Origin of the sequence: Nocardioides sp. NPDC127503 (genome assembly GCF_040302165.1) — a bacterium.
Lineage (GTDB): Bacteria > Actinomycetota > Actinomycetes > Propionibacteriales > Nocardioidaceae > Nocardioides.
Genome location: NZ_JBEORH010000004.1, coordinates 498,134 through 511,850, shown reverse-complemented (window position 1 = coordinate 511,850; position 13,717 = coordinate 498,134). Strand labels below are relative to the sequence as shown.

At 69.8% G+C, this 13,717-nt stretch carries 14 protein-coding genes and 3 tRNA genes; 12 read left to right on the top strand and 5 right to left on the bottom strand.

The genetic code is table 11. The features are described 5' to 3' along the window. The first annotated feature begins 147 nt into the window (after positions 1–147). The 4 genes from ABTW65_RS12395 to ABTW65_RS12380 all read left to right on the top strand — a co-directional run bounded on the left by ABTW65_RS12395 (position 148) and on the right by ABTW65_RS12380 (position 5,104). Complete coding sequence (locus tag ABTW65_RS12395) at positions 148–1,515, top strand: dihydrolipoyl dehydrogenase family protein (protein WP_350660391.1); 1,368 nt, start codon at positions 148–150, stop codon at positions 1,513–1,515. 110 nt (positions 1,516–1,625) lie between these two features. Then, positions 1,626–2,273: a VOC family protein gene (locus ABTW65_RS12390; RefSeq protein ID WP_350660390.1), complete on the top strand. Its 648-nt coding sequence runs from the start codon at positions 1,626–1,628 to the stop codon at positions 2,271–2,273. Positions 2,274–2,367: 94 nt separating this feature from the next. Further along, complete coding sequence (locus ABTW65_RS12385) at positions 2,368–4,452, top strand: AAA family ATPase (RefSeq protein ID WP_350660389.1); 2,085 nt, start codon at positions 2,368–2,370, stop codon at positions 4,450–4,452. Between the two features lie 19 nt (positions 4,453–4,471). After that, the gene (locus ABTW65_RS12380; RefSeq protein ID WP_350660388.1) at positions 4,472–5,104 is read left to right on the top strand and encodes a helix-turn-helix transcriptional regulator; all 633 of its coding nucleotides are present in this window, start codon (positions 4,472–4,474) and stop codon (positions 5,102–5,104) included. 47 nt (positions 5,105–5,151) lie between these two features. Here ABTW65_RS12380 and ABTW65_RS12375 read toward each other — a convergent pair whose 3' ends face one another. Genes ABTW65_RS12375 through mobA form a run of 3 tightly spaced genes read right to left on the bottom strand, consistent with a single transcriptional unit; the run spans position 5,152 to position 7,318 of the window. Further along, on the bottom strand, positions 5,152–5,742 hold the full coding sequence (locus ABTW65_RS12375) for a bacterial proteasome activator family protein (RefSeq protein ID WP_350660387.1): 591 nt from the start codon (positions 5,740–5,742) through the stop codon (positions 5,152–5,154). Between the two features lie 14 nt (positions 5,743–5,756). Continuing rightward, positions 5,757–6,731 (bottom strand): NAD(P)H-quinone oxidoreductase, encoded by a 975-nt coding sequence (locus ABTW65_RS12370; RefSeq protein WP_350660386.1) that lies wholly within the window; start codon positions 6,729–6,731, stop codon positions 5,757–5,759. Positions 6,732–6,748: 17 nt separating this feature from the next. Beyond that, the gene (gene mobA / locus ABTW65_RS12365) at positions 6,749–7,318 is read right to left on the bottom strand and encodes a molybdenum cofactor guanylyltransferase (RefSeq protein ID WP_350660385.1); all 570 of its coding nucleotides are present in this window, start codon (positions 7,316–7,318) and stop codon (positions 6,749–6,751) included. Between the two features lie 106 nt (positions 7,319–7,424). On the opposite strand from mobA, the gene ABTW65_RS12360 reads away from it, so the two are divergent. The 4 genes from ABTW65_RS12360 to ABTW65_RS12345 all read left to right on the top strand — a co-directional run bounded on the left by ABTW65_RS12360 (position 7,425) and on the right by ABTW65_RS12345 (position 10,417). Next, the gene (locus tag ABTW65_RS12360) at positions 7,425–8,201 is read left to right on the top strand and encodes a carbon-nitrogen hydrolase family protein (protein WP_350660384.1); all 777 of its coding nucleotides are present in this window, start codon (positions 7,425–7,427) and stop codon (positions 8,199–8,201) included. Between the two features lie 85 nt (positions 8,202–8,286). After that, the gene (locus ABTW65_RS12355) at positions 8,287–10,008 is read left to right on the top strand and encodes a hypothetical protein (protein ID WP_350660383.1); all 1,722 of its coding nucleotides are present in this window, start codon (positions 8,287–8,289) and stop codon (positions 10,006–10,008) included. A gap of 48 nt (positions 10,009–10,056) precedes the next feature. Continuing rightward, the gene (locus tag ABTW65_RS12350; RefSeq protein ID WP_350660382.1) at positions 10,057–10,287 is read left to right on the top strand and encodes a biotin/lipoyl-binding carrier protein; all 231 of its coding nucleotides are present in this window, start codon (positions 10,057–10,059) and stop codon (positions 10,285–10,287) included. 42 nt (positions 10,288–10,329) lie between these two features. After that, positions 10,330–10,417 (top strand) — tRNA-Ser (locus ABTW65_RS12345). Between the two features lie 3 nt (positions 10,418–10,420). On the opposite strand, the gene ABTW65_RS12340 is transcribed toward ABTW65_RS12345, so the two are convergent. Beyond that, positions 10,421–10,747 (bottom strand): hypothetical protein, encoded by a 327-nt coding sequence (locus tag ABTW65_RS12340; protein WP_350660380.1) that lies wholly within the window; start codon positions 10,745–10,747, stop codon positions 10,421–10,423. 69 nt (positions 10,748–10,816) lie between these two features. Between ABTW65_RS12340 and ABTW65_RS12335 the strand changes: the two genes are divergently transcribed. Together ABTW65_RS12335 and ABTW65_RS12330 are read left to right on the top strand one after the other, a co-directional pair. Next, positions 10,817–11,311 (top strand): hypothetical protein, encoded by a 495-nt coding sequence (locus tag ABTW65_RS12335; RefSeq protein WP_350660444.1) that lies wholly within the window; start codon positions 10,817–10,819, stop codon positions 11,309–11,311. Between the two features lie 43 nt (positions 11,312–11,354). After that, a tRNA-Ser gene (locus ABTW65_RS12330) sits at positions 11,355–11,448 on the top strand. 368 nt (positions 11,449–11,816) lie between these two features. On the opposite strand, the gene ABTW65_RS12325 is transcribed toward ABTW65_RS12330, so the two are convergent. Next, entirely contained in the window at positions 11,817–12,884 is a 1,068-nt protein-coding gene (locus ABTW65_RS12325; RefSeq protein ID WP_350660379.1) for a LuxR family transcriptional regulator, read from the bottom strand. Positions 12,885–12,991: 107 nt separating this feature from the next. Here ABTW65_RS12325 and ABTW65_RS12320 point away from each other — a divergent pair. Next, positions 12,992–13,064: transfer RNA gene (locus ABTW65_RS12320), tRNA-Arg, on the top strand. A 145-nt stretch (positions 13,065–13,209) separates the two neighbouring features. Next, a complete protein-coding gene (locus tag ABTW65_RS12315) occupies positions 13,210–13,710 on the top strand; it encodes a MarR family winged helix-turn-helix transcriptional regulator (RefSeq protein WP_350660378.1) in 501 nt (166 codons plus the stop codon). Positions 13,711–13,717: the final 7 nt, after the last annotated feature.

Below are 13,717 nucleotides of genomic sequence, written 5' to 3'. Positions count from 1 at the left end.
CAGACTGCGGCCCACCCGCGTGCCTCACACCAGGGTCACCCCCGGGTCGGCACCCGGGGGTGCCGACCCGGGGGTGCCGACCCGGGGGTCGGAGTCTCGTCGAGGAAGATGGGTGACAACGGGCGGCCGGTCTGATGGAGTTCGGTCATGAGCGAAGCGATCGAGTGCGACGTCGTGGTGATCGGCCTCGGACCGGGCGGCGAGCACGTCGCCGGGAGCCTGGCCCGCGCGGGCCTACGCGTCGTCGGTGTGGACGAGCGGCTGGTCGGTGGCGAGTGCCCCTACTTCGGCTGCATCCCGACCAAGATGATGGTGCACGCCGCGCAGAAGCTCCGCGACGCGCGTCTGGTCGAGGGGCGTGCGGGCTCCGCCACCGTCACCGCGGACTGGAAGCCGGTCGCCGACCGGATCCGCGACGAGGCGACCGACGACTGGAACGACCAGGTCGCCGTCGACCGGCTGGTCGCCGCGGGCGGCACCTTCGCCCGGGGACGTGGGCGGATCACCGGGCCGCGCACGGTCACGGTCACCGCCGACGACGGCACGGAGACGTCGTACGTCGCGGCGCGGGGCATCGTGCTCAACACCGGCACCTCGCCGGCCGCGCCGCCGGTTCCCGGGCTCGCCGACGCGCCCTACTGGACCAACCGCGACGCCGTCAGGCTGACCGAGCTCCCGGCATCGCTCGCGATCCTGGGTGGTGGGGCGATCGGCTGCGAGCTCGCCCAGGTGTTTGCCACCTTCGGCGTCCGGGTGACGGTCCTCGAGGCGTCCGACCGGCTTCTCCCGCCCGAGGAGCCCGAGGCCTCGGCTGCGATCCAGCGGGCGTTCGAGGACGCCGGGATCACCGTGCTCACGGAGGCCCGCGCCCAGCAGGTCTCCTATGACGGCGCCGAGTTCAGGCTCGACCTCGGCGAGGGTGCGGTCACCGCCGAGCGGCTGCTGGTCGCCGCCGGACGCCGTGCGAACCTGGGCGATCTGGGTTTGGAGCACGTCGGCCTCGACCCGCAGGCCAGGGTCCTCGAGCCGGACGAGCGGATGCGAGTCGCCGATGGTGTGTGGGCCGTCGGCGACATCACCGGCAGGGGCGCCTTCACCCACGTGTCGATGTACCAGGCCGACGTCGTGATCCGTGACCTCACCGGCGTCGACGGGCCGTGGGCGGACTACCGGGCGGTCGGGCGGGTCACCTTCACCGCCCCCGAGGTCGGCTCGGTCGGCCTCTCCGAGGCCGGCGCGCGCGAGCGAGGCATCACGGTGCGTACGGCGACCGGTGACCTCGGCACCCGCGGCTGGATCGCCGAGGACCCGGGACCGATCAAGCTCGTCGCCGACGCCGACCGAGGCGTCCTCGTCGGCGGCACCGTCGTCGGGGCGGCAGGGGGCGAGATCCTCGCCATGGTGGCCACCGCGGTCCACGCCGAGGTCCCGATCGCGACGCTGGCGGACATGCACTTCGCCTACCCGACCGCCCACCGCGGGCTGCAGACCGTGCTTCGCGCCCTGCTCGACTGACCACACCGGGGGGGGGCGACCAGGGATCACCCCTGGTTCGACCGCCCCGGCGAGAGAGCACTCTCGGAGATGTCGGCAATCCCGCCGACCAGAAGAAGGAGTGCGAAGCAATGAACACCACCACTGCAGCCACGGCGCTGAAGCTCGAGGCAGTCGTCATCCCGGTCGCCGACGTGGACCGGTCGAAGAAGTTCTACGACGGTCTGGGCTGGCGCCTCGACGCCGACTTCGAGTTCGACAACGGCTTCCGGGTCGTGCAGTTCACGCCCCCGGGCTCGCCCACGTCGATCCAGTTCGGCACCAGCATCACCACCGCGGAGCCGGGCACGGCCGAGGGGCTCTACCTGGTCGTCTCCGACGTCCAGACGGCGCGCGACGCTCTCGAGGCCCAGGGCGTCGACATCAGCGACGTCTTCCACCCCGACGTCCCCGGCGCCCAGTTCCGGCCGCTCTCCGGTGACGGACGCCTGGCCGGCGCGGCCGACGATCGCGCGAGCTACGGGTCGTTCGCGTCCTTCGCGGACCCGGACGGCAACACCTTCCTGCTCCAGGAGGTCACCACCCGACTCCCCGGGCGGATTGACGCGACCGCGACGTCGTACGCCACGACGAGCGACCTGACGGAGGCCCTCAAGCGGGCGGCGACCGCCCACGGCGAGCACGAGGCCCGCAACGGCGGTGAGTACGACGAAGCCTGGCCCGAGTGGTACGCGGCCTACATGATCGCCGAGTTCCGCGGCGAGCCGCTGCCCGAGTGACCCGCGAACTCGCAGCTCCTCGCCGATCAGGGCGGGTAGCAGGAGGAGTGCGATACCCGCGACGGCGATGGCCCTCAAGCCTTATGGTGGCGAAATGGCCGCACGGACCACCGCCTTTCGCGGTCGTACGAAGGAGCGGGACCGGCTCGACGACGCGCTGCACCGCCTTCGCAACGGTGAGGGCGGTGCCGTCGTGCTGAGAGGTGAGGCCGGCATCGGCAAGACGACCCTGCTGGACTACGTCTCCGACCGCGCGAGCGGGTGCCGGGTCGCGGTGGTGACCGGGACGGAGTCCGAGCTGGAGCTGCCGTTCGCCGCCCTGCACCAGCTCTGCGCCCCGATGTTCGACCTGCTCCCCAAGCTCCCTGGTCCCCAGGAGCAGGCCCTGGAGGTGGCGTTCGGGCATGTCGTGGGACCTGCTCCGGACAAGTTCGTCGTCGGACTGGCGGTCCTCGGTCTCCTGTCGGAGGCGGCGACCGGCCAGCCCGTCCTCTGCGTGGTGGATGACGCCCAGTGGATCGACGAGCCGTCGATCCAGGTCCTCGGCTTCGTGGCCATGCGGCTGGCCGCCGAGTCGGTGCTGCTGGTGTTCGCCGTCCGCGAGCCCGCGGCGGAGCAGTTGCTCGCCGGTATCCCCGCTCTCCACCTCTCCGGGCTCGGGCACGACGAGGCGATCGACCTGCTGGCGTCCGCACTCCCGGGCCATCTCGACAGCCGGGTCCGAGACCGGATCGTCGCCGAGACCCGTGGCAACCCGTTGGCCCTGCTGGAGCTGGCTCAGCGAGGCACTTCCGAGCTGATGGGCGGGTTCGCGTTCCCCGCGATACATCCCGGCAACCTGCACGACCACTACGTTCGCCGCATCTGCGCCCTTCCCGACCCGACCCGCCGGCTCCTTCTCCTCGCCGCGGCCGAACCCACGGGCGACGCCACCGTGCTGTGGCGGGCAGCGCATTCGATGGGACTCACCTCCGCCGACTCGGAGCCGGCCGAGGAGGAGCAGCTCTTCGAGGTCGGAGGGCAGGCCCGCTTCGGCCACCCACTGATGCGCAGCGCGGCCTACGCCGCGGGGACGCCCGAGCAACGACGTGAGGTCAACGCCGCCCTGGCGGCGGCCCTCGACGCCGGGACCGAGCCGGAACGCAGGATCTGGCACCTCGCGGCGGCGACCACCGGGACGGACGACAGGATTGCGGACGCCCTCCACGAGGCCGCCGGCCGCGCCCGCGCCCGCGGGGGAGTGGCGGCAGCAGCGTCCTTCCTGCAGCGCGCCGCATCCCTCACCGCCGATCCTCGGCAACGAGCCGAGCGGACCCTCGCCGCGGCACAGGCCAACCTCGACGCAGGCAGGTACGAAGCGGCGCTCGCGCTCTCCGCCGAGGCGGAGGCCGACGCCGTCGACGACCTCCAGCGTGCCCGCGCCGACCTCGTGCGCGCGCTCACCGGCCGGGCAGCCAAGTCCGGCAGCGACGCTCCCGCGGCGCTTGCCAGGGCCGCCCGACGACTCGAACCCCTCGACCCGCACCTGGCACGCGAGACCTACCTGGATGCATGGGGAGCAGCCCTGGTCGCCGGTGCCCTGGCCGACCCGGACGGTGACCTGGCCGTGGTCTCGCGGGCCGCCTGCTCCGCACCTGCCCCGAGCACGACCACCCCGCGAGATGCGCTCGGCCCCGGCCTGGCCACCCTGGTCTCGGACGGGACGGCAGCGGCGGCACCCGTGCTCCGCGAGGCGGTGACGTCCTACCTCGGTGGAGACGTCCCCGCCGACGTCTTTCTGCGCCGCGGCGTACTGGTCGCCGACGCCGCCCTGTCGCTGTGGGACTTCGAGGCCTGGGACGCCGCGACCAGCCGACACGTCGAGCTGGCCCGCGCGGCCGGTGCGCTCGCGCCGTTGGCCAACGCACTCAACGCCCACCGCGTCGTCGCGCTCTGGCGTGGCGACGTCGACCAGGCCCGCGACCTCGGCCTCGAGGAGCAACGGGTCAAAGAGGTCACCGGGACCCCAACGGGCGTCGTACGGCGAGCTGTTCCTGCTGGCTTACCAGGGCAACGTCATCCATGCGGCGCCGGTCATCGCATCAGCTGCCGTCGAGGCGACTGCCCGTGGCGAAGGCCTCGGTCTGCAGATCACCGAGCGCGCCACGGCGCTGCTCCACCTCGGCCTCGGCCACTATGAGAAGGCGTACGAGGCGGCAGTGCGTGCCGGCGCCGGCAACCTCGGGCCCTTCACGGCCCAGGCCCTGCCCGACCTGGTCGAGGCGGCCGTACGCAGCGGCGCGATGGACGCTGCGACGACAGCGCTGGAGCGGCTGGGGGCCTACGCCGAGGTTCCCGACTCGGACTGGGCGGCCGGGCTGCTCGCGCGCTCGCGGGCCCTGGTCGCGGAGGGCGACGTGGCGGAGCGGTCTTACGTCGAGGCGGTCGAGCGCCTCGAGCGCACCCGTCTGCGCTTCGAGCTGGCCCGCACGCGGCTGCTGTTCGGCGAATGGCTGCGCCGTGAACGACGGCGCGGCGATGCACGCGTCCACCTCAAGGCCGCCTTCGAGGACTTCGCGGCGATGGGAGCCGACGGCTTCGCCGAACGCACTCGACACGAGCTGCTCGCCACCGGCGAGAAGGTCCGCAAACGGACCGCGGACACCCTCAACGACCTCACGGCGCAGGAGAGCCAGATCGCCCACATGGCGCGCGACGGCCGCACCAACCAGCAGATCGGCAGCGAGCTCTACATCAGTGCCCGCACGGTCGAGTGGCACCTGCGCAAGGTCTTCGGCAAGCTCGGGATCACGTCGCGTCGCGAGCTGCGTGACGCCCTCCCGGACCGCTAGGTCGCGCCCGTCACCTGCGCGTCCGCGGCACCGGTGATGTTCCGTGCCTAGAGGTAGAGCCCGCCGGAGGAGTCGCCGTGGTCGTGCTGGCCGTCCTGCTGCGGCCCGCCTTGGCCGGGGGTCGGCTGACCCTCGGGGGAGAGGCTCACGCCCGGCGGCAGGCCCTTGCGGATCTGCTCGAACTGGGCGCGCGCGGCGACCTGCTGGGCGTAGATGGCGGTCTGGATGCCGTGGAAGAGGCCCTCGAGCCAGCCGACCAGCTGCGCCTGCGCGATCCGCAGCTCGCCCTCGGACGGGGTCTGCTGCTCGGCGAACGGCAGCGAGAGCCGCTCCAGCTCCTCGACCAGCTCGGGTGCGAGCCCGGACTCGAGTTCCTTTATCGAGGCCTGGTGGATCTCGCGGAGCCGGTTGCGGGAGGCCTCGTCGAGCGGGGCGGCCTTCACCTCCTCGAGCAGCTGGCGGATCATCGAACCGATCCGCATCACCTTCGCGGGCTGCTCCACGAGGTCGGTCACATCGCGCTCTTCGTCCCCGTCGGCCTCCGGCGCGGTGGCGTCCTTGAGTACGTCGGCGGGCACCGCGATCGGCTGCCCGTCGGGTCCGATGACCACGACTTCCCCGGTCTGCTCCTGCGTCATGCGCTCAACCCTACCTAGCCCGCGGTGGTCAGCAGGATCTTGCCGGTGTGCGTGCCGGACTCCATGAGCCGGTGCGCCTCGGCGGCCTCCGCCAGCGGAAGTACGTCCTGCACGACCGCCTTCACCTCGCCGGCCTCGACCATCGGCCAGATGCGCTCGACGACCTCGGCGCAGATCGTCGCCTTCTGCTCGACCGGGCGGCCGCGGAGGTTGGTGGCGATCACCGCCGCCCGCTTGCGGAGCAGGGCGTTGATGTCGAGTTCGGCCTTGGTGCCGCCCTGCATGCCGATGATGACCAGACGGCCCTCGGGGTTGAGGGCGTCGATGTTGCGGGCGAGGTACTTCGCGCCCATGTTGTCGAGGATGACGTCGGCGCCGCCGTAGACCTTGGCGACCTCGACGAAGTCCTGGTCCTTGTAGTTGATGACCGCCTCGGCGCCGAGCGACTTGGCGAGCTCGGCCTTCTCGGCCGAGCCGACCGTGGTGATCACCCGGGCGCCGATCTGGCTGGCGAGCTGGATCGCCATCGTGCCGATCCCGCCGGCGCCGCCGTGGACCAGGAAGGTCTCGTCGGGAGTCAGGCCGCCGACCATGAACACGTTGGACCACACGGTGGTGGTGACCTCGGGGAGCGCCGCGGCGGTGACCAGGTCGACGCCTTCGGGCACCGGCATGACCTGCCCGGCCGGGACGGCGACCTTCGTCGCGTAGCCGCCGCCGGCCAGGAGCGCGCACACCTCGTCGCCCTCGTGCCACTCCTCGACGCCCTCGCCGACCGCTGAGACGACGCCGCTGCACTCCATCCCGATGATGTCGCTGGCGCCCTTCGGCGGCGGGTAGAAGCCCTGCCGCTGCAGCAGGTCGGCCCGGTTGAGGCCTGCGGCGGCGACGTCGATCACGACCTCACCAGCTGCCGGCTCCGGGTCGGGACGGTCGGTGACGGTGAGGACCTCGGGCCCTCCGGGCTGCTCGGCTACGACGGCTCGCATGCCTCAACACTAGGAGGCTAGAGCGACTTCAGGTCCGTCCAGGTGTCGATGTCGCGGTGCTCGTCGCCCTCCGAGGGGACCTCGACGAGGTCGAGGTCGGCCAGCAGCTTGCGCATTGGCATCCCGTGCTGCCCCTCGTGGTCCGGGCGGACCTCGGCGAGCCGGGCGGTGGAGAGGACCAGGGCCAGCTGCCGGCGCTCGTCGGGCCCGACGAGCACGGCACCGTCGCGACCGAACGCCGCCTCACGAAGCCGCGACAGCGTCCGTGGGCGCAGGAAGGGCATGTCGACGGCGATCACCCCGATGTACGCCCGCGGGGTCAGCAACGCGTCGACCCCGGTCAGCAGTGCGGCGACCGGGCCGCCGAAGCGGGGGTCCTCGCGGACGAAGGTCACCGGGCGCTCGGTGTGCACCGGGTCGCCTACGACGACGACCTCCATCGCGTCGACGACGGCGTCCAGCGCCCAGGCCAGCATCGTGCGACCGCCGAGCTCGATGCCGGACTTGTCGATCCCGTCGAGGCGAGAGCTGCGTCCTCCGGCGAGCAGCACGGCTGCGTACGGCTCCCATTCGTCCCAAGCAGTCACGCGACCACCTCCTTAGCGCGAGCGCCAGAATACGGACGCGGTCGCGTGCAGTTTCGACGGCTCACTCGCTGACGCTCGCTCACACGGCAGACCCTAGTCTGGAGAGGTGACCACCTGGAACAGCCTCCGGATCAGTCTCGTGCAACAGGCCTCGGGGCTCGAGCCCGACGCCAATCGGTCTCTCCTGGCCGAGCTGACTCCCGCCGACAGCGACCTGGTCGTCTTTCCCGAGGTCTTCGCCAGGGACTTCGGCAAGCCTGGATCCGACCTGAGTTCCTTCGCCGAGAGTCAGGATGGGCCGTTCGGGGCCGAGCTGTCCCGGGTGGCCGGGGAGCGTGGGACCACGGTGGTGGCCGGGATGCTCGAGGACAGCGGCAATCCCGGCGGCCGGCCGTTCAACACCCTGCTCGTACGGGGCGGGGCGGAGGCGGCGTACCGGAAGATCCATCTCTACGACTCCTTCGGCTACAAGGAGTCCGATGCTCTGGTCGCGGGTGAGGTCGAGCCGGTGGTGGTCGACATCGACGGGGTGCCGACGGGGCTGATGACCTGTTACGACCTGCGCTTCCCCGAGCTCGCGCGGCGGCTGGTCGACGAGGGTGCCGAGCTGATCGTGCTGCCGGCCGCGTGGGTTGCCGGTCCGCGCAAGGTCGACCATTGGCGCACCCTCGTGCGAGCACGCGCGATCGAGAACACCGTCTTCATCGCGGCGGCCGCCCAGTCGGCCCCTCGTTACTGCGGTCACTCGATGGTCGTCGACCCTCTCGGGGACGTGCTGGCCGAGGCCGGCGAGGGCGACGAGATCGTCTCCGCGACGATCGATCGAGCCGTGCTCGAGGAGGCGCGTCGCACCAACCCCTCCCTGGTCAACCGCAGAATGTGACCCTCGTCAACAACTCCCCGTCACAGCGGTAAACGGATATCGATGACTCGTTAGGTTCACCCCTTCCCCGGTATCCTCGCCTGTTATGGACCGAGCCCCCCGCCGTCGCGCTGACAAGAGCAAGCGTGGCCGTCGTGCAGCCGGTCGCAGCGAACCCACACCCGCCTACGTGGAGCCGACCTCGAGCGAGGCGCTCGCGTATGACCAGTGGGCGGAGGACGACTGGTCCGGCTATCAGGACGCCAGCCAGGACCCCGGCCAGACCTTCGGCGGGCAGAGCAACAGCCAGGGCTGGAGCGAGAACGGCTGGGCCGACGAGACGTGGTACGACGAGCGTCAGGCGCCTCAGGAAGCTCCGCCCACGGGTGGCGGGCGCCGGATCGCCGGGCGTGCCGAGCCGGAGCAGTTCGACGAGCCGAACGGCTATACGGGCAAGCGTGCTGCGCGTACGGCACCGGAGGAGCCTTCCTACGGTGGCTACCCGGCGCCGGAGTTCCGGCCCGAGCCCGAGCCGGCCCTGAGCGGGCCGACCGCGCCGCCGCCGAGTGCGTGGCAGGCGCCGGCCTACTCCACGCCGGTTCCCTACCTCGGGACGACCGGTCTGGCGCAGGCGCCGCAGACGCCGCCCCACGTCCAGCAGCCCGCGTATCAGCCCGACCCCTACCAGTCCGGCCATCTCGAGCCGGTCCACGATCCCGTCGGGCCGTACGACACCGAGGCGTCCGGTCGGCCGACGACCGCCGCCAAGGTGACCTCGTTCCTCGCTCAGCCGCGGGTCCCCGGAGCGGGCGCCGCCCGCGCGGGCCTCGGCATCATCGAGAGCCTGACCGCCGGCACCATCCGGGCGATCTGGCTGGTCGCGCTCGCCGTCGGCGTGCTCGGTCTCGCGGTCAGCGCCTTCGACCTGGGCCCGGAGATCTTCGGCGGCCTCGGCGCCGTCGTCGTCGGCACCGCCTACACCTTCGCGCTGGCTCACCGCACCGGTGGCCGCCCGCTGATCTTCGGCTCCCTGGCAGGGGTTGCCGGACTCGTCGTGGTGCTCGTGGACAACGAGGCGCTGCGTACGGGTGCGGCGGTTCTGGTCGCATCGGTGGCGGCGGTCCTCGCGGTGATGGCCACCGTCCCGTCGCGCCGCTTCCCGAAGACGATCCGGGAGACGTTCATCGCTGTCGGCATCGCCGCGCTCGGAAGCTTCGCCGCGCTCGGCTTCGAGCCGGTGGTGATGGTCTCCCGGTTCGAGTACGCGACGCTGGCCTGCTCGCTCGCGATCGCCTTCTTCGCGGTCTACCGCCTCGGTGCCGGCCTGCACGGCCTCGGTCGGCGCGGTGCGATCATCGTCGGCATCGGCGGCCTGATGCTGGCGCTCACCCTGATCTACGCCGAGATGCTGCGCCGTTACGGCAGCACCGGCCTGTTGGACTCGGTCGACGACATGCAGCGCTGGTGCCGCATCCACATCGGTGGCTACCCGCATCCGATCCAGGCGCTCTTCGGGGTCCCGGCGCTGGTCTGGGGCACCCACATGCGCTCCCGGCGCCGCCAGGGCTGGTGGGTCTGCCTCTTCGGCGTGACGCTCACCGCGCCGGTCGCCAGCACCTTCCTCAACCCCGACGTCGGGCTCGCCGAGGCTGGTCTCTCGGTCGTCTACAGCATCCTCATCGGCCTGGTGATCGCGTTCGTCATCATCCGCATCGACCTCGCGCTCACCGGCTCGACGGCCGCAGGCAGCGGCCGCCGAGCGGCGCGTGAGGCCGACGAGGCCAGCGCTGTCCGCCCCGAGCCCGGCCGCACCCACGCATTGCTCTGAGGCGCTCTCTAGCTAGGGCTACCATGCGGTAACCCATAGGTTCTGGGTATGAACCGCAGAGCCCCCACCACGATCGCTGCCGAGATGGTCGCGAACGTCATGAGCGTCGGAGTGCAGCCCGGGGACAAGGTTGCCGCCGGGGACACCGTGATGCTCCTGGAGTCCATGAAGATGGAGATCCCGGTCCTCGCCGAGGCCCCGGGCACCGTGGTAGCGGTCAAGGTCGCCTCCGGCGACGTCGTCCAGGAGGGCGACGTTCTCGTCGAGTTGAGCGCCTGAGCCTCAGGCGCACTAGACTCGGCCAAGCGCCCACGGGCGCATGGAGGGATGCCGGAGTGGCCGATCGGAACCGCCTTGAAAGCGGTCGTAGGGAGACCTACCGCGGGTTCGAATCCCGCTCCCTCTGCCAGACTTAGACCTCTTGCAGGTGCCGATCCACGTCGATCATCAGCCGCCGCAGCTCGAGGAGGAGATCCTCGAGGTCAGTGCGGTCGAGCACGTCGTCGGCGAGGACGGCGAGCCTGCTCAGCAGCGTGCCGCGGTCGCGGAGCGCGCTGACATCGGTGAGGGCATGCCACTCCTGACCCGTGTCGAGGACCAGCAACGCCTCACGTACGCCCCCGAGGCGCTGTCGCACCGACCAGCGCCAGAGACCGACGTTGGCCCCCGGACGGGGAGCGGCGATAGCGGTATCCAGGGCCCGAAGAGCATCCGACATATTGGGAAGCACACCTGTCATGAGCAGATTGTGACCTAGGTCACGTAAAGGAGCAAGCCGATGCGGCTCTCGGCTCCCGTGTCGGTCACAATGGAGAGCGTGTCATCTGCTGAGCTCACCTACTACCGCCTTGCTCCCACCGTGCAGGCCCGCCTCGTCGGCGCCGCCATGGTTGGCCTGGCGCTCCTGGTCTTCGCCGGCACGGCCGTCGTGATCGCGGCCCGGATCGACTTCGCGTGGCTCTTCATCCCGCTCGTCGTCGGCGTCGCCGTGGTGGTCGGCTTCGGCTGGTGGCTCCGCAACAAGGCGTACGTCCTGCGCGCCAGCGCCCAGGGCTACCGGATCGCGTTCGTGCGAGGTGCCGGTGTGCGCGAGGCCCGCTGGGTCGACATCCAGGAGGCGGTGACCACCATGCCTGGCGGCACACCGTGCCTGGAGTTGCGGCTCAAGAAGGGCGGCGCCACCACGATCCCGGTGACCATCCTCAGCATCGACCGAGAGCAGTTCGTGCGCGAGCTCCAGGTCTATCTGAAGGCCACGATCAAGCCTCTCGACACCGCTGCGGGATCGTCCGACGCACCCTGATTGGTCCCAGGAGGGCGGGTCTTGTAGCCTGTTCGAGCGGTATGGAGGCGTCGCCTAGTCCGGTCTATGGCGCTCGACTGCTAATCGAGTTTGGGGCTTAAACCCCATCGAGGGTTCAAATCCCTCCGCCTCCGCCAGTTTCAATGTGTTTGGCCCCCTTCATGAGGGGGCCAAACTGCATTCTGACCTGCAGTTTTAAGCACTGCAAAAGTCCGTACGCCGGAACTTGGGTTACCCGAAACGCTTCGACCTGCACAATAATCATCCCGTAGGCCTCTCGGCACAGCATCGGCCTCGAGACCAGGAAGGGAAGAACATGAAGTTCGTACGCACTGCGGCGGCTCTCACGCTGGCCTCGGCGGCCACGGTTGCCATCAGCCTCTTCGCTACAACTCCGGCTCAGGCTGACACCAGTTGGGACATCGCTCCGGTACACATCGCCGCGGCGGGATTCTCCGCTAGCGACACGAGCTGGGACTGACTTCCGATCGGGCCGGGGCCTGCTTCACCCCGGCCCGTCCCCGTCGAGGTTCGTGATGTCGACGGCGTCGGTTCGGCCGATTTCGTATCCGAGCTGGAATCGAGTCTCAGCGTCGAACTCATCCTTGAGATCGGCGACGTAGCCGGCGTACGTACGGGGACTGACGCCGAGCCTCTTGGAAGCCGCTGGATCGGAATGGCCTTCGATCAGCATCCGAAGGGTCATCGCGCGCTGCTCGCCGGCAATGTCCTTCATGGTTGAGGAATCGGCAAGATTGAACGGCCGCGCTCGCTCCCAGGCACGTTCGAAGACGTCGACGAGGTAGGCAACGACTGCGGGGTCCCGCACCGCAACCGCGACGTCGACGCCTTCTGGACTCGGGATGATCGCTGTCCGACGGTCGAAGATCAGAATGCGGTTGAAGAACTCGTCCAGCGTTCGGACCTCGCCGCCCACCTCGGTGATCGCAGCGACGTACTCCCTGGTTGAGCTGCTGCGCCTGGCTGCATGCTGGTAGAGGGTGTGCATCCTTACGCCTCGGCGGAGCAACGCCGTGTCCTTACGGATGGTCTCGTCGCGCGACTTCGCGGCGTCTCTCGGCCCCTGTGGTTGCGCGGTGAGGGCTTCGAACTCGCATTCGTCGACGAGGGCGTCGATGAATCCTTGGATCTGAGGACGGTGGATGTAGGTGAACGGTCCCTGCTGGTCGTCCGGGGTCGACCGACGCCAAGCGTTTCGCAGAGCGGTGAAGTCGTTGGCCCACTCTGCCGACTCCTGGAGTAGGCGGATGCCTTCCTGGGTCATAGGCGTGACGACCTGAGCCTGCACGGTCGCCGGGTCAACGGTTACCCAAGTGTCCGGTGCGTCGTCGGGGTTGCGGACGAGCCCCAGTTCTTTGAGAGCGATCAGTGCGTCCTCGAACTCGCCATCTTCGCCGATCCGCGGGTCGGAGGTAGAGATACCGCCCCGCTCCGCGACAAGTTCGAAGAGCTCGATGCCCTTGGCCTCGAGCAGTGCACGCGTCCTGGGCGCGTGTCCGTCGTCATTCACGTTCTTCTCCTCGCCGGACGGCGTGGGTTGACGCTTGCTCACGCTCCACCTCCCCGATGCTGTGGCTAGCGCCAGATCTTCTCACACGTGGCGATTTCTGGTCACGGACCATCTTCCGCTAATCTTCTACACGTTGCTTCGGTAACACTGCGCCTGTAGCTCAACGGATAGAGCATCTGACTACGGATCAGAAGGTTTGGGGTTCGAATCCCTACAGGCGCGCAGCACACGAAGAGCCCCTGACCAGGCGAGAAGTCCGGTGAGGGGCTTTCTTCATTTCCGCAAGGAGATGCGCGTACCGGTCAGGGCCAGGCCGCCTGCTGGGGATCGTTATTACGTCAAGCAACTACCCGCTAGCCTCGTTGGTATGGACGGTCGGCGTGCGGCAGCTGGGGAGGTGCCCCCACTGTCGCCCGAGGAGGAGACTGCCTGGCGGGCGTTGGGGCGGGCAGTTGTGGTGATTCCGCGGGTGCTCGAGTCTGATCTGATGCAGTCGGAGGGCGTGAGTCTCACGGAGTACACCGTGCTGATGAACCTGTCCGAGGCTCCCGAGCGATCGTTGCGCATGAGCGAGCTCGCCAACTACGTATCGATCTCCGTCAGTGGGCTGACCCGCGTCGTGGAGCGGTTGGAGCGTACGGGCTTGGTCGAGCGGGTCCGTTCGACGGCGGACGGTCGCGGCCAGCTGGCGCGCTTGACCCCGGCCGGATTGAAGTGTCTGAAAAGGGCTTGGCCGGTGCATCTGGAGAGTGTCCGTCGTCATGTGATGGATCATCTCCAGGACGTCGATCTGGCCGCGTTCGCTGATGCTCTCGGGGCGATCGCTCAGGCCGAGGTCGGACCGCCGGTTCGTCGCCGCGGTCGCTGACCATCGG

Bases quoted from the DNA above. Each gene is read 5' to 3' on its own strand.
- ABTW65_RS12395 (WP_350660391.1), top strand. From the start codon at position 148: ATGAGCGAAGCGATCGAGTGCGACGTCGTGGTGATCGGCCTCGGACCG.
- ABTW65_RS12390 (WP_350660390.1), top strand. From the start codon at position 1,626: ATGAACACCACCACTGCAGCCACGGCGCTGAAGCTCGAGGCAGTCGTC.
- ABTW65_RS12385 (WP_350660389.1), top strand. From the start codon at position 2,368: ATGGCCGCACGGACCACCGCCTTTCGCGGTCGTACGAAGGAGCGGGAC.
- ABTW65_RS12375 (WP_350660387.1), bottom strand. From the start codon at position 5,742: ATGACGCAGGAGCAGACCGGGGAAGTCGTGGTCATCGGACCCGACGGG.
- ABTW65_RS12370 (WP_350660386.1), bottom strand. From the start codon at position 6,731: ATGCGAGCCGTCGTAGCCGAGCAGCCCGGAGGGCCCGAGGTCCTCACC.
- ABTW65_RS12355 (WP_350660383.1), top strand. From the start codon at position 8,287: ATGGACCGAGCCCCCCGCCGTCGCGCTGACAAGAGCAAGCGTGGCCGT.
- ABTW65_RS12350 (WP_350660382.1), top strand. From the start codon at position 10,057: ATGAACCGCAGAGCCCCCACCACGATCGCTGCCGAGATGGTCGCGAAC.
- ABTW65_RS12340 (WP_350660380.1), bottom strand. From the start codon at position 10,747: ATGACAGGTGTGCTTCCCAATATGTCGGATGCTCTTCGGGCCCTGGAT.
- ABTW65_RS12335 (WP_350660444.1), top strand. From the start codon at position 10,817: ATGGAGAGCGTGTCATCTGCTGAGCTCACCTACTACCGCCTTGCTCCC.
- ABTW65_RS12315 (WP_350660378.1), top strand. From the start codon at position 13,210: ATGGACGGTCGGCGTGCGGCAGCTGGGGAGGTGCCCCCACTGTCGCCC.